The following is a 21,887-nucleotide window of genomic DNA, read 5'->3' as shown; positions in this document are numbered from 1 at the left end:
CAAGAATTCAGAACTCAGGAGTTAGAATTCAGTTGTCGTAGGGGTACAGCATTGCTCATTGGTGTCAACTTCAGCTAAAAGCTAGTTTTAGGCTGGCTTTGGCCCTAAGTTACAATGAGTATTGCTGTGCCCCTACCGCATGGTATATTTACCTGAAAATAGCATCTATTGCACAACAAAATCTGATGCACTCAGAGTTGGCGCACCAGTAACAGTTGCAAATAGACCGCCACTACCAAAACCAGCCGCACTGCCATTTTGATTGTAAAATAACTGTCCATTCACAGCGTCGTAGATAATTTTCGCTGTGCTAGTTTCCCCATTAGAAATGATTTGAAAATCACTCTTGTTACTAAAACCTGTTCCAGCAGTTGAAGTAATAGCACTAAAAGTAATTTTATCTAGGACAATTTTATCACCTTGAGAACTGTTAAAGTCACTAATGGCATCTACACCAACAGCAGTCAGGCCAAAAACTGCATCAGTGTTGTAAACGAAACAGTCCGCGCCAGCACCACCGACAAGAGTATCATTGCCAGCACCACCGACGAGAGTATCATTGCCATCACCGCCTCGCAATAAGTCATTCCCACTCAAGCCATAGATAATGTCATTACCCCCCTGAGCATTAATCACATCCTTAGAGTTTTCAAAACCTGTGATGCTGTTATTCAGGTCATTGAGGAATGTGACTGTGTTTTTGTTAAACAAGCTAGTTTGAGTAGAGTTGGCATCGAAGACATCAAAGCTATCGGCGATGTTAGTTTGCCCATCAAATAGGATATTGCCAATCGCAGGTGTTGCTCCAGAAGCAGGCAGATTATCGAGGGTTTCTAATTTGAAGTTTTGCAGAGTGACTTTGGTAGATGCCACATTTTCAAAGGTAACTTCTAAGTTGTTAGCATTTTGAGTTAATTGCAGATTTTGGGCAGTTAAATCACTACCTGTAAATTGCAAGGTGTCAACATTGGCGATCGCTGCTGCTGTTGGATTTGTGCCTTTACCAACGCCACCAAAATCGGTGATGGTGTCATTACCATCGCCAGGGCGAAATACAAATGTATCTTGACGGCTGTTGCCTGTCGGATTAAGGGTGCCGCCACTGCCCAGATTCGTCCCCCCAAAAACTACATAGCTTTCCCCAACAGTACCTTTGCCGTTGGTGTTGGGACCCGTTGCCCCAATAATCAGGTCGTCAATGCCATCATTGTTGATGTCCCCCGCATTACTAACTGAGTCGCCTGAGAAGTCAGCTTCTGCAATGCCGTTAATTGTAAAGCCATTAGTGCCATTCAAATCAGAGAGGTTGAGGTCAGAAAGGTTTAGGGTGCCGCCACTGCCCAGATTCGTTCCCCCAAACACTACATAGGTTTGCCCAGCAGAACTTTTGTCGTTAGGGGAGGCTATTGGTGTCCCAAAAATCAGGTCGTCAATGCCATCGTTGTTAATGTCCCCCGCATTACTAGCTGATAAGTTTACTAAGGCGTTAATTATAATAAAGCCATTAGTGCCATTCAAATCAAAGAGGTTGAAGGTGCCGCCACTGCCCAGATTCGTTCCCCCAAAAACTACATAGCTTTGCCCAGCATCAGCTTCAGCTCCAATAATCAGGTCATCAATGCCATCGTTGTTAATGTCCCCCGCATTGCTGACTAAGTCGCCTAAATTGTCATATTCAGCAATGCCGTTAATTATAAAGCCATTAGTGCCATTCAAGGAGGAAAGGTTTAAGGTGCCGCCACTGCCCAGATTCGTTCCTCCAAACACCACATAGCTTTGCCCAGCAAGATAGTTGCCGTTGGGGGAGGCATTAGATGCGCCAATAATCAGGTCGTCAATGCCATCGTTGTTGATGTCCCCCGCATTGCTGACTGAGAAACCTGATGCGTCACCTGCTGCAATGCCGTTAATCAAAAAGCCATTAGTGCCATCCAAGTCAGAGAGGTTGAAGGTACCGCCACTGCCCAGATTTGTTCCCCCAAACACTACATAGCTTTGCCCAACAAAATCTTTGCCGTTGCGGTCGGCAGAATATGCGCCAATAATCAGGTCGTCAATGCCATCGTTGTTGATGTCCCCCGCATTGCTGACTGAGAAACCTGATGCGTCACCTGCTGCAATGCCGTTAATTATAAAGCCATTAGTGCCATTCAAATCAGAGGGGTTGAAGGTGCCGCCACTGCCCAGATTTGTTCCCCCAAAAACTACATAGGTTTGCCCAGCAGAATCTTTGCCGTTGGGGGAGGCATTAGATGCGCCAATAATCAGGTCGTCAATGCCATCGTTGTTGATGTCCCCCGCATTGCTGACTGAGAAACCTGATGCGTCACCTGCTGCAATGCCGTTAATCAAAAAGCCATTAGTGCCATCCAAATCAGAGAGGTTGAAGGTGCCGCCACTGCCCAGATTCGTCCCTCCAAAAACCACATAGCTTTGCCCAACATTATCTTTGTTGTAGGGGTCGGCATATCGTGCCCCAATAATCAGGTCGTCAATGCCATCGTTGTTGATGTCCCCCGCATTGCTGACTAAGAAGCTTAAGTTGAAACCTACTACAATGCCGCCATTAATTATAAAGCCATTCGTGCCATTCAAGTCAGAGAGGTTGAAGGAAGAGTTGGCAGCCGCACTACCGACAAGGGTATCATTGCCTACACCACCAACAAGGGTATCATTGCCTGCACCACCTCTCAAAAGGTCATTGCCACTCTTGCCGTCGATGATGTCGTCACCCCCCTGACCATTAATCACATCATTAGAGTTATCAAAACCCGTGATGTTATTGTTGAGTTCATTGAGGAAAGTCACCGTGTTCTTGTTGAATGGCGTAGTTTGAGTAGAGTTAGCATCGAACACATCAAAGCTGTCGGCGATGTTGGTTTGCCCATCAAATAGGATATTGCCAATCGCAGGTGTTGCTCCAGAAGTTGGCAGGTTATCGAGGTTTTCTAATTTGAAGTTTTGCAGAGTGACTTTGGTAGATGCCACATTTTCAAAGGTAACTTCTAAGTTGTTAGCATTTTGAGTTAATTGCAGATTTTGGGCAGTTAAACCCGAACCTGTAAATTGCAAGGTGTCAACATTTGCAATGACTTCTGCTGAAGGATTTGTACCTTTCCCAACGCCAGCAAAATCGGTGATGGTGTCATTGCCATCACCAAGGTTAATAATAAATTTATCTTGACCGCCGTTGCCTGTTAGGGTATCGTCTCCAGTTAACCCATCGATAATATTGTTGCTAGGTGTGCTAAATAAGTTATCTGCATCGGGAGTTCCAGTCAGGTTAAAAGAGGTGTTGCTACTGGCAATATTCGTCCCTCCGAACACCACATAGCTTTGTCCAGCACTAGAGTTGCCGTTGCGATTGGCATCATATGCCCTAATAATCAGGTCGTCAATGCCATCGTTGTTGATGTCCCCCGCATTGCTGACTGAGATGCCTGATGTGTCACCTGCTGCAATGCCATTAATGAAAAAGCCATTAGTGCCATTCAAGTCAGAGAGGTTGAGGGTGCCGCCACTGCCCAGATTCGTCCCTCCAAACACCACATAGCTTTGCCCAGCATCATATTTGCCGTTGGGGGAGGCAGAATATGCGCCAATAATCAGGTCGTCAATGCCATCGTTGTTGATGTCCCCCGCATTGCTGACTGAGGAGCCTGAGTAGTCATCTTCTGCTATGCCGTTGATTATGAAGCCATTAGTGCCATTCAAGAAGGCGAGGTTGAAAATGCCGCCACTGCCCAGATTCGTTCCCCCAAACACCACGTAGCTTTGCCCAGCAAGACTGATACCATTGGGGTTGGCACCACCTGCCCCAATAATCAGGTCGTCAATGCCATCACCATTGATGTCCCCCGCATTGCTAACTGAGGAGCCTGAGTTGTCACGTTCTGCAATGCCGTTAATCAAAAAGCCATCACTGCCATTCAAATCAGAGAGGTAGAGGCTACCATCACTGCCCAGATTCGTCCCCCCAAACACTACATAGGTTTGCCCAGCATTATTTTTGCCGTTGGCGGTGGCACCAGGTGCCCCAATAATCAGGTCGTCAATGCCATCGTTGTTGATGTCCCCCGCATTGCTAACTGAGGAGCCTGGGAAGTCACGTTCTGCAATGCCGTTAATCAAAAAGCCATTACTGCCATTCAAATCAGAGAGGTTGAGGCTGCCATCACTGCCCAGATTCGTCCCTCCAAACACCACATAGCTTTCCCTAGCTTCAGAATTGCCGTTGGGGGACGTACCATATGTCCCAATAATCAGGTCGTCAACGCCATCGTTGTTGATGTCCCCCGCATTGCTGACTGAGTTGCCTAAGAAGTCACCTGTTGCAATGCCGTTAATTATAAAGCCATTAGTGCCATCCAAAGAGGAGAGGTTGAAGATGCCGCTACTGCCGAGATTCCTCCCTCCAAACACCACATAGCTTTGCCCAGCAGCACTAATACCGTTGGGGGAGGCATTTCGTGCCCCAATAATCAGGTCGTCAATGCCATCGTTGTTGATGTCCCCCGCATTGCTGACTGAGAAGCCTAAAAAGTCACCTGCTGCAATGCCGTTAATCAAAAAGCCGTTAATGCCATTCAAATCAGAGAGGTTGAGGGTGCCGCCACTGCCCAGATTCGTTCTCCCAAACACTACATAGCTTTGCCCAGCATCATATTTGCCGTTGGGGTCGGCAGAATATGCGCCAATAATCAGGTCGTCAATGCCATCGTTGTTGATGTCCCCTGCATTGCTGACTGAGATGCCTGTTGGAATGCCGTTAATGAAAAAGCCATTAGTACCATTCAAATCAGAGAGGTTCAGCAGGTTGAATGATGAATTAGCCATGATTTTTTCCTGTGTTTATTTTTTGTTAGTCAGCGAGTGAACTTTAAGGTTCTACGCTTGAAGTTCGCGTTCTAAGTAGGGGCATCCATCTATATGCCCCGACATTTGCACAACAAAATCTGATGTGGTAAGACTGAGCCTACTATTAAAAGCTGCAAATTAACCGCTATTTCCACAATCAGGTAGGCTTTGGGTTTGTAGAATAATCGCTGATTAATTAATTTGTACAGTGCGTCAGTCCTAGTAATATCCAGCAGCTAAAGCACAGTGAGATTCTCAGGAATTTTACTGAACCAATAGAACATTAAATATTACTAATATATACATAAATATTGTCAGGATGCTGAATATGTCAGATATGCCGCTTCAATGCAGAAATTTGAAAGAGCAGGTTGAATCTATATTACAACTATTACAACAAGAACCAACGCTACGTTCCCAAGATATTACACCTGTACGAACTTCTTTAAGTAAAGCGATTTCTCCAAAGTTTGAAATTGTGTTTGCAGGTGCGTTTAGTGCCGGTAAATCAATGCTAATCAATGCACTCTTAGAAAGAGAATTACTCTACAGCGCAGAGGGACACGCTACAGGTACAGAATGCAAAATCGAGTATGCAGAAGTAGATAAAGAACGTGTTGTTTTGACATTTTTAAGTGAAGCAGAAATTCGAGAACAAGCAGTTTCTTTGTGTCAGCAACTAGGATTTAAAACAGTGCCTAATATCAACCAAGCTGAAGTAATTAACCTGCTACGTCAAGGTTCTGAAGCGATTATTCAACAGGAGGGTGGTGAGAGTCAATCAGAACGTGCAAAACAGGCGAAGGCGTTAATGTTGTTGCTAGAGGGATATATCGCAAATAGCGATCGCATCAGCACGGTAACTAATGCTACATATTCAATGGAGCAATTTAACTTTTCCAATCTCAAGGAAGCTGCTGGATATGCGCGTCGTGGTAGTAATAGTGCCGTATTGAAGCGGATAGAATATTACTGTAATCATCCTTTACTACAAGATGGCAATGTCATTATTGACACACCTGGCATAGATGCGCCAGTAGAGAAAGACGCACAACTCACTTATGCCAAAATTCAACATCCTGATACTTCGGCGGTGGTGTGTGTGCTAAAACCTGCTTCGGCGGGTGAGATGACAAAAGAAGAAACAGAACTTTTAGAATTAATGCGGGAGAATGGGGGAGTACGCGATCGCGTTTTCTATGTCTTCAACCGGATCGATGAAACTTGGTATAATACTCAGCTACGGCAACGATTAGACGATTTAATTAGTGGGCAATTTGCCAATTTTAGGAAGGTTTATAAAACCAGTGGATTATTAGGATTTTATGGCAGTCAGATTAAACAAGCAAGTCCACAAGATAGATTTGGTTTAGATTCTGTTTTTGCAGAAAGTATTAAAGGTTTAGATGGTAAAGAAGAAACTCCACAATTTGTCTATGCGTTTAACAACTACTGTGTAAATTCAGGAAAGTTATCTTCCAGTAAATTCCGTGTTTCTGTGAACGGCTTTGAAACTCCAAATCAAAATTATGTGCGGATTCTGGGAGATTGGGAAAATGAATTGATTGAAAAGCTAATTCAAGATAGTGGAACTGAAGAATTTCGCACAGCTATTACTCGTTATCTTACCGAAGAAAAGCGTCCCCAATTATTTAAAAATCTTGCTGATGATTTAGAAGATGTTTGTATTAAGCTCAAAAAACATTATCAGAGTGTCCAACGCGATTTAGATAGTCAGCCCCAAGAAATTGAGACGATGAAGGCGCAAGAGTTGCAACACCTAAATCAGCAACTACAGCAAATTGGGAGAGAATTTAACGAGCATATCAAAGAAGAAGTTAACCATGTAATTAATAATTCTTGTGATGCTTTTGAAGCAGATTTTAAGCAATTGCAATCACGAATGATTCGCCGCTTAGATGAATTGCTAGATACTTTTTCGGTAGCTTCTGCTTATCAACGTGCAACCATCAGCCATCCTCGCAATGCTACTGCACCTTTAATTGCTATTTTAGTAGAGGCATTTTATTACTTAGCAAATCAATTAGAAGATATTTTGGTTGAATCTTCTCAGCAAATAGTTGCAAATTATTTTCAGCGGTTGATTGAAAAGATTCGCAAGTCAGAATATTATCGCCAACTATATCGTTTATTAGATAATGATGGTGGTATTGAACAAGAGATCAGAATTTTAGAAAAAGGAGTTGCTCAAGCATTATTTAGTGCAGCTAGTGTGGAGTGCGATCGCTTTGTACGAGAAAGTCCTAGATTTTACGATGAAGGCACTTTTTCTATATATCAATTTCGCCAAACTTTATCACAAACTTCTCAAGGTTATGACGCTGAAAGTATCGTGGAAGCAGAACCAGCCATTAGGCAATTGTTGAAGTTAGATTTTGAACCAAAAGTTTCCCAAACTATTCGCAAATCTTTCCGTCAAACCATTAATCAAACCCTGAAAAGTCAGTTATTGCCAATGGCAGAACAGCAAGCAGATGAAATTTTGCAACAATATCCACAGGCACGTGCTTATTTAGAGAAAATATTAGAACAAGAAGCCGAAGAAAAAATTGCAAATAATCGCCGCTTGTTGAATATTGTTGAAGAAAATATTGCAGGATATAATTCGGCAGTTTCTAATATTAATAGTTGTTTACAGGCGATGCAATTATACGATCGTCTTTTGCCTGTCATTGGTGATTCATTTGCTACTGATGCTAAGTTCGCTAATAATGGATTTGTGATTTCAGATATGGTACAAAAGGTTTAATTTTATAGCAAGGGACTGGGGACTGGGGACTGGGGACTGGGGACTGGGTGAAAAGCCTTTTTGTGTCTAAGTTTTATCGTCTGTTGATGTCCTAACCACCAAGGCTTGTGCTATACATATCGCAATCCTATTTAATTTGTGAAAATTCGCGGTATCCAGATCCCCGGCTTCGTAAAAGTTGTCGGGGATCTAACTTTTTAGAATCCTAATCCCCAACAAAATAGTTATGAATATCAAGCGTCGGGAATTTCTTACAACCTGTGGGCTGGCTACGTTAGCCACTCAAATACCAACACTTACCGCCCAAGGTAAGCCATCTCTAAACACCATCCGCAAGCCGTCCCGCCTACAACCTGGCGATACCGTAGGGTTGATTTCTCCTGCGGGTATCGTTGACGCTAAAGACATTGAAGCAGCGCAGAAATCAATTTCACAGTTAGGGTTAAAAGTCAAGCTGGGGAAGCATATTTTAGATCGTTACGGCTATTTAGCGGGTAAAGACGGCGATCGCGCCCAGGATGTAAACTTGATGTTTAGCGATCGCACCATCAAAGCAATTATTCCTATGCGTGGTGGTTGGGGCTGCAATCGCATTTTACCTTTACTCAATTACTCGCTAATCCGCTCCCATCCAAAAATTATCATCGGGTATAGCGATATTACAACGTTGTTGTTGGCAATTAATGCCCGTAGTCAAATGGTTACTTTTCATGGGCCAGTTGCTACGTCTACCTGGAATCAATTTACAGTCGATTACTTCAAGCGCATCCTATTTAATGGTGAAGCGGTGACTATGCAAAATCTCAACCCTAGCGAAGTGCGGCTGGAGATAATCGCACCGGGAAAGGCGAGGGGTAAACTGGTGGGTGGAAACTTGTCAGTTCTATCAGCGATGGTAGGTTCACCTTACCTACCTACTTGGAACAAAAGCATTCTCTTTGTCGAAGAAGTTGACGAGGATGTTTATCGTATAGATAGGATGCTGACGCAATTAAAAACTGCTGGGATACTTAATCAAATTGCTGGCTTTATCTTTGGGCAATGCACTAAATGTAGTCTTGGAGATGAACCGTCATTTACATTAATGCAAGTATTGCAACAACACATACTTCCTTTAGGTATTCCTGCTTGGTACGGTTCAATGATTGGTCATATTAAGGATAAATTTACCTTGCCAATCGGTGTGGAAGTAGAAATAAATGCCGAACTTGGGACAATACGAATGTTAGAGGCAGCTGTTAGCCTTGTGTGAATGAGGCAGGAGGTTGGAATAAAAAATAGTGGCTCACATTTTATCTAAATTGCAAGCCACTAAATTGGAGATTTTGGTGTTCTTGACTATCTGTGCAAAAACCTGAAAACTCTTTCGCTCCCTTGCAGTCTTAATGATAAGTCTTTAACCGGACATGATATTACTTATGACGACCAAACCATTTAGAGGCGATCGCTCCTAAAGCTGCTCCTACCATTGGATTACTGAGAAACTTAAGAATCGCTGGTTGTTCAGCCATCACTTCGTGGAAAATGTCAGGATGGCTATGATATGTGAAAGATGCCACCTTACTGAGGTCATCTGCACTCATGTGGTTAGGGTTGTGGGTAGAAAGCCCCAAATCTCGCTCCAGATGGCGCTCGTCTAGACCTCTTTGCTTTAAGTGCTTGAAAAATGCCCGTGCAACATCATCCCGTTCGTTAGGCTTAATCTGAGCGATCGCCTTCTGCAATTCTGGCTCCAGCTGGCTTGGTGGAATGCTGTTATGGTTGAAAGACCGACCAAATAATTGACGACGTTCTTCGTGAGATGAACGCTGGGCAAAATCGTCAAAATTTTGGTATTCCTGAGTTGGGTCAGATGAAACATCATCTAAAGACTCTGTATTACCATGAGCCAACTCGTTGAGAATTTCGCGTTTATACTTGTCACTGCTGCTCATTTTAAATGTCTCCTTTTTTTACTTGCAATCAACTGAATTAACTCAGATTTTCTCCAAAAAATGAGTCCCTATTTATACTCAACTTGCTGAGATTGCACATCATACTGAGCCGTCAAAATCAGTTTTTTGTCTGGTGCATACATCAAAACTTTTAAGTCTTGATTGGGGAAATTTTTGTGAAAACCTTGGAGTAAGGATTTTGCTAATGGTCGCACTTCGGTCGGACGAACTTGAGGCGCAATCACGACACCTAACTTATTGTTGTCACGTACATAAGCATCTTGGACAATTCCTTTGGCTGTGCTGACAACCCAGTTCCCAAAATCTTGACCCTGTACACTGTTACCGCGTGACAACAAGGCATAGTCGGCACTATAACTAGTTCCAGACGGTAATTGAGTTGGTTGTTTAGCTTGAACAGTACCACTACAGGCGGCAGTCGTTGTTAGTACTAATACCAAGGCTAAAGCTGTTAAAACCCGACGAAACTGTTGAATTATTTTCAATTTAACCACCTCATCTAAACTAATGACTCTTTTGGAATATCAATCTTGTGAAAGTAATTTTGAGTAGAAGTAGATAGAAAATCCACTCCTACTAACTCAAAAACAATGACCTTTGTAGTTTAAGTAGGTTAACAAGTGGTGGGGGTTTAAATTGCATAGCTTCTATCAAGCAGGGCGAATAGAACGCCTAAATCTAAATCTAAATCCCCGTCACAAAAGGTAATTGCGTTAGCGACGTAGGAGCGTCATCGCGTTAGCGTAGCGGGGCGAAGCCCATTGCGAATTGTTTTAACCTCGGTCAATTTTATTCTCTATTCGAGTTCCATCAGTATCAACATCTAATTCTTCGCGTCGAATGGTTTCTTGAGCTTCAACGGTTTCTTTGTCTACAACTTTCTGCACTTTGACTTCTTCGCGCAAAAAAGCTTCCTTTCGGATGTCTGGAACTTCTTCATAGAGGTCTATATGCGCTACCTCGCCCTCGGAAAAGTCAGTCGCTTCAGCAGACACAACTTTGCCTGTGTCTTGAGAAGTCACTCGCTCAATCACGACTCGCTCTTTTTCCACCGGAACAGCAACTTTTGCAGTTTCAGTTTCAACATGCTTACTAATCGATACTTCCCCACTTTTCCGGCGCTGTTTATTAGCAACTAACCTTTCTTGGTAAAGTTTGAAGGTTTGATCTTCGTGAGCGCTAACATCATACAGATCCGCGTCGTCTGCGTAGGTGTAGCTGTCAGGACTGGGAGTAGTGCGGCCAACTGTCGATCCAAGCGTAGCTGAACTTTCTACAGACGGTGTGCGATATCTTCCACGCACCTGTTCTTCATAGTCGTAGTCAAGCGTTGTATGCTCTTGATATTCAGGTAAATTTTCCGCTTGCTCTCTTGTTATACCAACGACATATACACGGTTTGCTGTAGAGTCAATACGCGATTTACCTACTGGTAGTAAGATTTTCTTGCCAAAAATCCAAAAGCCTATGTCAACAATTAAATAGCGGAATGCTCCTTGGTCATCTAGTACAGCATCATTTACTGTGCCAATTTTCTCATCAGTTCCTTGAACATACACACCCATTCCTTTGATATCGTTACCTTCAAGAGTATTAAGGTAGTCTTGATCGAATTCACTTATTTTTTGGAGTGGCATTATTTTATTCCTTAAAATTTTGCTGTGTCTTTTTATAAATTACACAATTTAGTTTAAATACATCTTCTCTCCGAAGATTGACTTAAATTATCTGGATATTTAATCAATCGAAGTAATTAAATATATTTTTATAGCCCATAAGTATGATATAAAACAATATTTTAGTATTGGTGTATTACTAATTATAAAAATAATTTAAACTAATTTTTGTAAATAATGTGACTAGTTTCTAGCATTTATGTGACTAGTTTCTAGCAGTAAATTTCAAAACTAAAATTAGCTAAATCAATACATACTATCAAACCTAGCTAGTTTGATATATTTATTAACACCTTACACTTAAATTAAATATCCTCACATTATTAAAGATTTATTTGCTTAAGTTGTAATACTTGTTCCATCCCTCTTCTATAAGACAAAATCTATGCCAAAAGATTGATGAGAAGGAAATTTAAAAATGCCTAAATATTATTAAAGTCCTAACAAATTTGCCAATCAATATTTAGCTGTGCCGCTAAGGATTAAGAAATCTAGTTGCAAAGCAAGTGTTGCAAAAATTGATAATAATAAAGTGTAAACTTTAAAACTGCTCTCATTGCAGAAAATCAGGAGATAATTATGGACACAGAGTTACAGCAAGATCAGTACGTCGATACTGCCTCCCAAAACCAGATAAAAGCACTTAAAGGTTCAGAGTCTGGAAACCTGGCAATGTTGCCACCCGCCTCGGAAAATGAAGAACAATGGCAAAAAATAGGTAGACAGATTTCTATATTTTTGGCAAAAATACCTGAGTACATAGGTAGCTTCTACCAAGAATACAAATTGCTGATTATCAGCTTTGCGTTGCTTGTGATAACAGTTACGGCGCTAAGAATTTTTCTAGCGGTACTCAACGCCATAAATGATATTCCCCTAGTTTCTCCATTTCTCCAATTAATTGGACTTGGTTACACAATTTGGTTTACTTCCCGCTATTTGCTCAAAAATTCGACTCGGCAAGAACTAGCAGAAGAAATTCGCTTGCTTAAAAAACAAATTTTAGGCAGAGAAGAATCAGAGACTTTAAGCTAACTAAAGTATCGTGGCGGATACAGTGTATCTGAACTTTTGGTCAAGTAAAAAGCTGAATTTTGCTTGACCATTGTATAAAACTGTAAACTCTTATACCATATCAGCTAAATTAGCCGGAAAAGAAAATGTATGATCGAGACAAATAGATTAGCTTCGCTGACAACAACAGTATTTCTTTCAACATTGCTAACAATCCCTCTGCTTTCTAGCTGCGGCGGAGGTTCCCAAAATGCTACGCAACCTCCAATTGACGATACTGTTGGGAGAAATTTAAATAATCGCGCCCCCGTAAATCAACCCCAAGCTAAAAGGGGATTAAGTACAGGGCAGAAAGTGGCAATCTTGGCAGGAGCTGCTGGACTTTACTACCTCTACAATCAACGAAAGAATGCCCAAGGAACGGGAGCGCAGGGGAAACACTACCTTTCTAAGAATGGGCGTGTTTACTATCGAGATGCTCAAAATCGCCCTGTCTGGGTAACACCGCCACAAGAGGGCATTCGTGTTCCAGAGGAGGAGGCACAACAATACCGGGACTTTCAAGGATATAACAACAGTCCCACAGGGCGAGACTTAAGGGGTTTGGGTGCAGGTACTGTTCCGACAAATTAATTTTTTTACAGATTATAAATAGATGGCGTTTAACCGTCATCCTATTTTTTAATAGAAACTTTTTTTGGATTTAAAGTTAATAATACTCATAAGTATAATATTAAGTATTATACTTTTTCACAAAAGTTTCTTTTAAAATTTTATACGAGTATATAAAAATCTTATTTAATTGTTGAAAATATTTTGACCTCTAATTTTTGTACAACAGGGTTTTGAGTCTCAGGATGCTTTCAAAATTCAAACCGGAGTTTTATATACTAATAGTTATACTTTTATCAAAGTAAGAGTAACCTTTGATAGATGATTTTTAAAAAATATAACAATTAATATATTGAAAGTAATTACTTTACCGTTGATAGTTTAGTAAAATCACAGTTTAGGAGTCACAAATGAATTTATTAGAAAAAATATTTGGTGGCGGTGAGGTTCCAGAAAATGACTACCGCAATTTTGTCAATCGCTATGAGCAAGGTTTACCTCATGAGGGATACTCAGATGAAGAAGTTTTAAACCGTTATCAGCAAGTATCTAGACAGTTACCTCCAGACCTTTATCAGGAATCTGCACAAGAAGCCTTTAGTCGGATGTCACCACAAGAGCGGATGCAATTTGGTCGCTCTCTTCAACAGCAGACGCGCTCTTCAAACTTGAATTTTCCCGATCTAAACCAAGATGGTATAGACGATCGCTTTCAAGACCCAAATTATCTTGCTCAAACGACAGGCCGGGTTCACCAGCAACAACCAGATATACTCAGTCAAATTATGAGTGGTGCTGCGGGGAGCTTTATGGGTGGTCAAGGTGGTAACATTATGAGCAATCCATTAGCGAAGGGAGCGATGGCTGGTATCGCCGCCCTAGCTATGAAAAAGTTGATGCAAAGAGGCAACCAAGGAAATTACGGGCAGTATGGTAACGTCCGCCCAGCTAGCCAAGACCCCTACGGCGATCCGGCGGATTACGGGCAGTATGGTAACGTCCGCCCAGCTAGCCAAGACCCCTACGGCGATCCGGCGGATTACGGACAGTATGGTAACGTCCGTCCAGCTAGCCAAGACCCCTACGGCGATCCGGCTGACCAACAGTACCGCTAGTAACCTGAAGCAGCAAAGCTGCAATTCGTAATTACAATCAGTGAAAGCTTGAACTCATCACTGATAATTATGGTCAAGTAAAAATCAAATTTTTTTACTTGACCACTTTTTATTAGATTAGTATCACTTAGTAGAAAATCTCTTGGATTGTTGGCGATCGTTTAAAGCGACTCAAAGCGGCTGAGAGTTATATTCTAGCAAGGTCAATTAGAAGAAACTCAGGCTTTATTTATTTCATCATTGTAAATTACCTACATGAGCAGCAAATTGGTAGTAGGAAAATGAAACACTTAGCAAAAACATTATATATTAAACTTCTGCATCTATTTCACCAGGTCATGGGAATTACTATTTCCCGTAATCCAAATCAAAAAGAAACTAACGTTGCTCTTGATGAAGAATTTTTAGAAGACCCAACTACTCAATCATCAAAGCAAATTACTCTTCAAGACAGAGTTAATAAATCTGAGCAAAACTTAGAATTAAATTACCAGGATTCAGCAAAACCTCGGCAATTCAAAAAAGCTTCTTTATTTCCTGATAATAAGACTAATATTGCTGCATTGTCGCTAGTTTTGTATGGAGTTGCCGAAGTATTATCTCAAAAAATGAATCTGTCATGGAAAGGTCAAGTAAATAAGACTTTTAGTTATGAAAGAGAAGCTGAAACTGGAAAAGGAAAAATCTTTTACTATGTGACAGATAATCCCGAAACTCCACAACCAGAAACTCTGGCAGAAGAGGCAGCTTTAGTTGTTATAAACGAATTCGATCCAAGGGCGTGTGCTATTCACCTGATTTACTGTGCCTTAGTAGCTAGCCTAGATAAACCTTGGTCAGGTAATTTTGTAATTGATGATAAGCAACTACTTGAATACACAGGGCTTGTTAAACGCAGGGATTTATGCAAGCATGAAAAATTGAGTATTTTGTACTCCTTGTTACGCCAACCTGCTCAAGTACTAGCTTGTATTGCATCGCCTAAACAGGGTAAAGTAGGAGCTTTTACTGTTGCTGATTTAAAGATTTGGGACATCAGCATAATACGAGATTTTGAAACAGATAAAACTGGCAATAACAAGCTAGTAGGTTTAAAGGTAATAGGTCAAGCTGGAGTATGGACAAAATACTTCCTCAATAAATCTAAATATCACTACCACACTGGAATTATTACCAAGAAAACCGTACAGAAACTATTTAGTATTGGTAAACAAAATGCTGGCGCGGCTAGAATGCTAGTTTGGCTAACCTTCCAAATCAAACCGGAATTCCAGGATTGTGTAATGGGGAAGACTCTGATGGAGATTGCTTACGGTGCAGACAAAGTGTCAACAGCAGAGCAAGACAGACAGCTTAGACGGCAAATGGCTGATGATTTGGAAACTGACTTGAAAGTTGTCAAAGAAGCTGGATGGCAAGCAGAACTCGAAACAGGCCCAGCTTGGTTAACAAGCAGCAAAACTGCTAAAAGACCTATAGGTTACTGGAATCAAATACTCAATTCTAGATGGCGTTTTCATTTACCAGCAGAAGTACAGGAACGCTTGACTGTGGACTCGAATCAACTGAGTGCAAACAATATCCAGCCTCTATCAGGTAATGTCATTAGAGGAGCGAGAAAAGCAAAAGGTTGGTCTAGAGCATTTTTCGCTACAACGATGGAGAAAAGCGTTTCCTGGGTTGATGCAGTCGAGACGGGTACACGTCAGGTTTCTCAAAAGGACTTGCCTAAGTTGCTCAATACATTGGAACTACACCTTAACAGGTATTGATTTCAACTAAACTTTTCTTGTTTCTCTGAGGTAATTATTGCTACGTATTATTACTCGTTGCAACTGTGTCGGGAGGAACGTTAAGTTTTTCCATGACGTGAAAAGTTAGTGTTTATCTAAGGTTTCGGCAAAAGGCAGTATTCGTCATGCTTCCTGCCTCTGTTGTTAATATTTTGATAGACAGTATGCATTTCTCCTCGCTATGTTACGCCTAACAGAAGTAAAGCTCCCGCTCGATCATCCTGAAGATGCCATCAAGACTGCCATCCTCAAAAAGCTGCAAATCACAGACGAAGATTTGATCAGCTATTCCATCTTCAAGCGTAGCTACGATGCCCGTAAGAAAGGAGAGATTACCCTTGTTTATATTCTGGATGTAGAAACGACTCAGGAAACTCATCTACTCAAGCGCCTGAAAAAAGATCCTCATGTGATGATCGCGCCAGACATGAGTTATCGCCCAGTGGCACAAGCACCAAGCAATTTGGCGATTCGCCCCATCGTGATTGGTACTGGGCCTTGTGGCTTATTTGCAGGTTTGATGCTGGCACAAATGGGCTTTTGTCCGATCGTTTTAGAACGTGGCAAACAAGTCCGCGATCGCACTGCTGATACTTTTGGCTTTTGGAAGAAAAAATCAGATTTCAACCCAGAATCTAATGCCCAGTTTGGCGAAGGTGGGGCGGGTACATTTTCCGATGGCAAACTCTACAGTCAAGTCAAAGATCCTCAGCATTATGGACGCAAGGTACTAACCGAACTCGTCAATGCGGGAGCCTCACCAGAAATTCTTTATATCAACAAACCGCATATCGGCACTTTCAAACTGGTGGGAATCGTCCAAAGTATGCGTGCCAAAATCGAATCCCTCGGCGGTGAAATTCGCTTTCAAAGCCTAGTGGAAGATATCAACATCGAAAATGGACAGGTGCGTGGAGTCACCCTCGCCAGTGGGGAATATATCGCCAGCGATTATGTGGTTCTGGCGGTAGGTCATAGCGCCCGTGATACCTTCCAAATGCTATTTAATCGTGGAGTTTACATAGAGCAGAAACCATTTTCTATCGGCTTTCGAGTCGAACATCCCCAGTATCTCATTGACCAATGTCGTTTCGGCGCTCAGGCGGGTCATAAGCTTTTAGGTGCTGCCGATTACAAACTGGTTCACCACTGCCAAAATGGTCGTTCCGTCTATAGTTTTTGTATGTGTCCGGGGGGCTTGGTGGTTGCAGCTACATCAGAACCGGGGCGAGTCGTCACCAATGGGATGAGCCAATACTCTCGCAATGAACGCAATGCCAATAGTGCGATCGTTGTGGGTATCACACCTGAAGATTATCCGGGGAATGCTTTGGCGGGAATTGACTTTCAACGGCGCTTGGAAGAACGAGCATTTGAATTGGGCGGTGGAACTTATGAAGCTCCAGGGCAGTTGGTGGGAGACTTTCTCAACCATCGCCCCTCTACAGCATTTGGCACAGTTAAACCGTCTTATACACCTGGGGTACATTTGGGTGATTTGAGTGAGAGTTTACCAGATTATGCGATCGCAGCCATTCGTGAAGCACTTCCCGCTTTTGACAAACAAATTAAAGGATTTGCAATGGACGATGCCGTGTTGACTGGGGTGGAAACCCGCACGTCATCACCGATTCGGATTAAACGCAAAGAGGATTATCAAAGTTTAAATACCGTCGGTCTTTATCCAGCTGGTGAAGGCGCGGGATATGCAGGGGGAATTCTCTCGGCTGGTATCGATGGTATCAAGGTAGCGGAGGCGATGGCTTTAAGTATTTTGAAGAATTGCAATTAGTAAAATCTAAAATAGTGAATGCGATGCCTACAGTGATAAACTACGCAATCTCAGCATCCGATTTTGAGTTGAAAGGAAGTTTCTAAATGAACGTGAGTTCGATGAACCTCTCCCCAACCCCTCTTTGAGGCACAGAGGGGCAGAAATATTTTTAGTTGACAACGAAAAAATTAGGGTTTCAAAGCCTCTCTCCCTGTGGGGGAGAGGAATGGAAGTGGGGTTTTTAGAGCCGTCGAACTCACGTTAAATGAAGTTGTATTGCAAATACTATTACAACAATTAACAACTTAATTTCAGTCGAACTTTATCCAGCAAATAGACATATACCTGCTTCTACAATTAATTAGCTTACTGAGTATAGATATTCCTTATTTGTACAGAAATGACTTCTATATTGTACTAGCCCTAATATCTTTTTTGAGTCAATGCATTAAGTGCATTTATAATAGCTTGATTTAACTATTGATAAGTTCTGGCAGCTTGCGAACGTAATACGAATTATTTAGCCTTGGGTGTTTTTATTATTATTTGTACCCCCTGAACGTTTACAATTAATTTCATCGCAACCTAACTAATGCCTCACACATTTACAGGTGTAAATTTGCATGTAAACTCCCCATTCACAGGGAACATTAATTTCATGGCAATAGAATTATAGTAATAATGAACAAATTCAAATATTTTTCCATCTTATTTTTATCTATCGTTTTGATGGACGGAGCGACTATAAAGATTTCTGCCCAAGCTGCTGGAACTAAAGTTTTAGTAACGGCTCAAAACGAATCTCTCAACAAATCTGATATTGACAAAGTTATCGCTTTTTACGAATGGGTCTTTTCAGGAAAATTCACTAGCGAGCAGCGTAATGAATATCAGTCAATAAAATTAAATGAGTTTCGCAAAGACCCAGATGGAACTAGAAAAAGCATTGACAATCTAATTTCCAATTATACACAAGCTCTTGCTAAGACCGAAGAGGAACAAAGCCGGATTCGGCAGGCATTTAACGGAGAATTTGTAGGGCAATTACGAAATTTACCGAATGATGCGGAAGCTAAACTTTTGCTGTCTGTTTACGATAGCGCTCACGCGGGCGAAACTGCTTCAAATGATACTGATGATTCATCTGGTAGCGTTGGAGAGATTTCGTCGTTAGTTGGAAAATGGGTTTGGACGCGTACCGGAAACAGTGCTATAAGTACGAATGGTACATATATCGGATCGAACGGTTCGCGTTTCACTTATCAATTTTTGCCGAACGGAACGGTCGAATTTACAGGAATAATGAACGTAATGAACGGCAGCTGCAACCAGCAAATTTTCCAATCTCGAAAAGGAAAAGCCAGTCTGAGCGGCAGTACGATGACAATTAACTGGTCTCCAGCAACTTTCACTCGTGACTTTTCGTGCGACAGAGCGAATAACTACACGAAAACTTTGCCTGCGGAAAACGAAACTTATCAGGTGAAATTCAAAACCGATCTAGGTCAGAAACAGCTTTGTCTGATCGGCAAGGATGAAACCTGTTTCAGCCCGACAAATTAGGCCAAATGACAAACCCAGCTTTATTTGTTTACTCAAGCAGCTAGATTTGAACGCACCACCAACTAAGCTTGCGGCTCATGTCAATTTTAATATCAAGCCCCACCTAGATACTTTCGAGGTAGGGCTTTTATTTTTATGTCTGGAGTCGATATGCAATCATGTATCAAACGCAATGGCGTACACGCCCTTTCCGGTGGCGATCGCAGTGTAGAATTTATCCGATTGTTAAAGCTGGTTCTTCACAGAAGTTAAATAGGGCTGATTCTGTTTCTGATTCATCTTCAAATACAGCAGAGATGTACCATTCACAGGGCGAATCATTCGTATATTCAGCCCAAGCAATTGTTACTGTTTCACCCGATGGAATCCCTGAGTCACTCAAGGTAAATGAAGCCCACTCTTCATCATCGACAGATACCCACAACTCTGTAATTGCTTGTTCGGTATCATTGGTAACGGTAAAGGTGAATTGGTCTGACATAAATAGCCTTGCCTTTTAGCTATAAATAAATTGCAGGTTGTCAGTCACCGATTATACTGCCACTTTTTTAAAGCGTTGTCATGCAAACTCCCACAATATAGATTCAGGAATAGTTTCAATCTTTTTTTGACTAAATTTAATTTTGTTAAAGAGTATTAAAAATATCACAGGTAAGACGCGATGAATCGCCGTCTCTACAATAATTTATCGCGTCTTTACGATCTAACAGAAATAGTTGAGAGCGATCGCTTCCCCAAATAGGCGCAGTCAGGGCGTTTCACAGGCTGTCCCTAACTTCTTCGAGCAACTTCTCTAAAAGGGACATGTTAATTCTAATATCAAGCTGCACTTAGATACTTTCGAGGTAGGGCTTTTATTTTTATGTCTGGAGTCAATATGCAATCATGTATCAAGCGCGATGGCGTACACGCCCTTTCCGGTGGCGATCGCAGTGCAGAATTTATTTGATTGTTAAATCTGGTTCTTTACAGAAGTTAAATAAGGCTGACTCAGTTTCTGATTCATCTTCAAATACAGCAGAGATGTACCATTCACAAGGCGAACCATTCGTATATTCAGCCCAAGCAATTGTTGCTGTTTCACCTGCTGGAATCCCTAACTCACCCAAGTTAAACGAAGCCCACTCTTTATCATCTACAGATACCCACAACTCTGTAATTGCCAATTCAGTTTTATTGGTAACGGTAAAGGTGAATTGGTCTGACATAAATAGCCTTGCCTTCTAACGATAAATAAATTGCAGATTGTCAGTCATTGATTATACTGCCACTTGTTTCAAAAGTTGTTACACTAACTGCTAAAATATAGACTTATACATAGTTTCAAGTTTGTTTGACTTAATTTAAATTTGTTAAAAAGTATTAAAAATATCACCGATTCAGATTGAGTTTATCGAGATAGCCAATGCCATGCAACAGCAGATTTAGGTCGCGGTTCTTACAAACTCCAATAATACAGCACATCCCCAGTGTCACAAAATTTTCAGGCAATGTATTTTTTACTCAGCAGAAGTAGTTGAGAGCGATCGCCTTTAACATACTACAAACCGACAATTTTCTTAATACAACTCATATTTCATTAACTGACAAGGCAGCGTTCCGTTGTACACCGCAATTCGCTGGGATGATTTTAGTCCAATCGATTGAGACAGTTCCTTGTTGCCACTGAGGACAAAGGCAGTCCAGCCTTTGAAGCGTTGTTTCAGCACATCGCCTAAAAGTTTGTAAAATGCTCCTAGATCGCGATCTCGCCCCAGGCGTTCGCCATAAGGTGGATTGCAGAATAAAATCCCACTATCTGCGGGGGCGACAACATCGGCAAGTTCCATTTGAGAAAACCATACATGGTTATCAACGCCGCAATTTTGAGCATTGTTAATCGCTTGCTCAATTATATTTTCATCGCGATCGCTTCCCCAAATAGGTGCGCTCAGGCTATCAAGTTGGCTGTCTTTAGCTTCTTGGAGGAGTTTTTCTAAAAGGGGCAGGTCAAAATCGAGCCAATTTTCAAATCCAAAGGATTCGCGAAACAGTCCTGGTGCGATATTTAGTGCCTTTAAGCAAGCTTCCAGAGGTAAAGTGCCAGATCCACACAGAGGATCGTAGAACATCTGGTTTGGTTGCCAACTTGAAAGTTGAATCAGGGCAGCAGCCAGAGATTCCTTGAGAGGGGCTACTCCCACCGCCGGACGGTAGCCTCGGCGATGCAGACTATTTCCCGAACTGTCGAGTTTAACGGTACAAAAGTCGCGTTCAATATGAACATTAACCCGCACATCTGGTTCATGAAGCTCTACATTTGAACGTTCACCCAGATTTTCTTTTTGTTGATCGACGATCGCATTTTTCACCTGAAGAGATGTGAAGTGGCTGTGGTTGAGGCGATCGTTTTTGCCCGTGACATTCACCGCCAGCGTCATATCTGGCGTGAGATAGTTTTGCCAATCGATAGTTTGGATACCGCGATAGAGATCCTTGGCATCAAGGCATGGAAACTCATCGATATTCACCAAGATTCGGAACGGCAGCCTAGCCCAGAGATTGACGCGATAAAGTAAAGTGCGATCGCCCTCAAAGGCTACACCGCAAAACCCCGGCTCTACGGAATGGGCACCCAGTTGCTCTAACTCCTGAGCCGCAAGGGTTTCTAATCCGCGAGCAACCGTTGCAAAATACTGATTCATCCTCTAATCCAAAGCATTATTTTCAGTGCTTACCCATTGACGCACTTTAGCTTAACTTATATCTTGTAACATTC

16 protein-coding genes are annotated in these 21,887 nt (G+C 41.8%); 9 read left to right on the top strand and 7 right to left on the bottom strand.

Translation table 11 applies throughout. From position 1 onward, the window contains the following. Positions 1–165 precede the first annotated feature (165 nt). On the bottom strand, positions 166–4,836 hold the full coding sequence (locus tag RM049_RS05490; RefSeq protein WP_322703450.1) for a hypothetical protein: 4,671 nt from the start codon (positions 4,834–4,836) through the stop codon (positions 166–168). A 349-nt stretch (positions 4,837–5,185) separates the two neighbouring features. Between RM049_RS05490 and RM049_RS05485 the strand changes: the two genes are divergently transcribed. Continuing rightward, positions 5,186–7,627, top strand: coding sequence for a dynamin-like GTPase family protein (locus RM049_RS05485; RefSeq protein ID WP_322703449.1), 2,442 nt, complete (start codon positions 5,186–5,188; stop codon positions 7,625–7,627). A gap of 226 nt (positions 7,628–7,853) precedes the next feature. Beyond that, a complete protein-coding gene (locus RM049_RS05480; protein ID WP_322703448.1) occupies positions 7,854–8,879 on the top strand; it encodes an LD-carboxypeptidase in 1,026 nt (341 codons plus the stop codon). A gap of 160 nt (positions 8,880–9,039) precedes the next feature. On the opposite strand, the gene RM049_RS05475 is transcribed toward RM049_RS05480, so the two are convergent. The 3 genes from RM049_RS05475 to RM049_RS05465 form a co-directional block, all read right to left on the bottom strand. Then, positions 9,040–9,561 carry a hypothetical protein gene (locus RM049_RS05475; protein WP_322703447.1) on the bottom strand — a complete coding sequence of 174 codons (522 nt, stop codon included), beginning with the start codon at positions 9,559–9,561 and terminating at the stop codon, positions 9,040–9,042. A 68-nt stretch (positions 9,562–9,629) separates the two neighbouring features. Continuing rightward, entirely contained in the window at positions 9,630–10,067 is a 438-nt protein-coding gene (locus RM049_RS05470) for a hypothetical protein (RefSeq protein ID WP_322703446.1), read from the bottom strand. Positions 10,068–10,355: 288 nt separating this feature from the next. Continuing rightward, complete coding sequence (locus tag RM049_RS05465) at positions 10,356–11,219, bottom strand: DUF2382 domain-containing protein (RefSeq protein ID WP_322703445.1); 864 nt, start codon at positions 11,217–11,219, stop codon at positions 10,356–10,358. A gap of 618 nt (positions 11,220–11,837) precedes the next feature. Here RM049_RS05465 and RM049_RS05460 point away from each other — a divergent pair. From RM049_RS05460 to RM049_RS05430, 7 genes are all read left to right on the top strand, one after another. Beyond that, positions 11,838–12,293: a CAAD domain-containing protein gene (locus RM049_RS05460; RefSeq protein WP_322675420.1), complete on the top strand. Its 456-nt coding sequence runs from the start codon at positions 11,838–11,840 to the stop codon at positions 12,291–12,293. Between the two features lie 129 nt (positions 12,294–12,422). Beyond that, complete coding sequence (locus RM049_RS05455) at positions 12,423–12,905, top strand: hypothetical protein (protein ID WP_322703444.1); 483 nt, start codon at positions 12,423–12,425, stop codon at positions 12,903–12,905. Between the two features lie 389 nt (positions 12,906–13,294). Further along, on the top strand, positions 13,295–13,999 hold the full coding sequence (locus tag RM049_RS05450) for a hypothetical protein (RefSeq protein WP_322703443.1): 705 nt from the start codon (positions 13,295–13,297) through the stop codon (positions 13,997–13,999). A 281-nt stretch (positions 14,000–14,280) separates the two neighbouring features. After that, a complete protein-coding gene (locus tag RM049_RS05445) occupies positions 14,281–15,771 on the top strand; it encodes a helix-turn-helix transcriptional regulator (RefSeq protein ID WP_322703442.1) in 1,491 nt (496 codons plus the stop codon). Between the two features lie 202 nt (positions 15,772–15,973). Further along, entirely contained in the window at positions 15,974–17,584 is a 1,611-nt protein-coding gene (locus RM049_RS05440) for an NAD(P)/FAD-dependent oxidoreductase (RefSeq protein WP_322703441.1), read from the top strand. A gap of 663 nt (positions 17,585–18,247) precedes the next feature. Beyond that, entirely contained in the window at positions 18,248–19,129 is an 882-nt protein-coding gene (locus tag RM049_RS05435; protein ID WP_322703440.1) for a hypothetical protein, read from the top strand. Continuing rightward, a complete protein-coding gene (locus RM049_RS05430) occupies positions 19,101–19,340 on the top strand; it encodes a hypothetical protein (RefSeq protein WP_322703439.1) in 240 nt (79 codons plus the stop codon). The genes RM049_RS05435 and RM049_RS05430 overlap by 29 nt, the downstream gene beginning before the upstream one ends. A gap of 3 nt (positions 19,341–19,343) precedes the next feature. Here RM049_RS05430 and RM049_RS05425 read toward each other — a convergent pair whose 3' ends face one another. The 3 genes from RM049_RS05425 to RM049_RS05415 all read right to left on the bottom strand — a co-directional run bounded on the left by RM049_RS05425 (position 19,344) and on the right by RM049_RS05415 (position 21,813). Next, positions 19,344–19,610, bottom strand: a complete 267-nt coding sequence (locus RM049_RS05425) for a hypothetical protein (RefSeq protein WP_322675413.1) — start codon at positions 19,608–19,610, stop codon at positions 19,344–19,346. Positions 19,611–20,070: 460 nt separating this feature from the next. Beyond that, a complete protein-coding gene (locus RM049_RS05420; RefSeq protein WP_322683440.1) occupies positions 20,071–20,337 on the bottom strand; it encodes a hypothetical protein in 267 nt (88 codons plus the stop codon). 351 nt (positions 20,338–20,688) lie between these two features. Beyond that, positions 20,689–21,813 carry a THUMP domain-containing class I SAM-dependent RNA methyltransferase gene (locus tag RM049_RS05415; protein ID WP_322702308.1) on the bottom strand — a complete coding sequence of 375 codons (1,125 nt, stop codon included), beginning with the start codon at positions 21,811–21,813 and terminating at the stop codon, positions 20,689–20,691. Positions 21,814–21,887: the final 74 nt, after the last annotated feature.

Source organism: Nostoc sp. DedQUE04 (assembly GCF_034530995.1).
GTDB lineage: Bacteria > Cyanobacteriota > Cyanobacteriia > Cyanobacteriales > Nostocaceae > Nostoc.
Note: the sequence above shows the minus strand (reverse complement) of the source record. Positions and strands in the feature narration are given on the sequence as shown.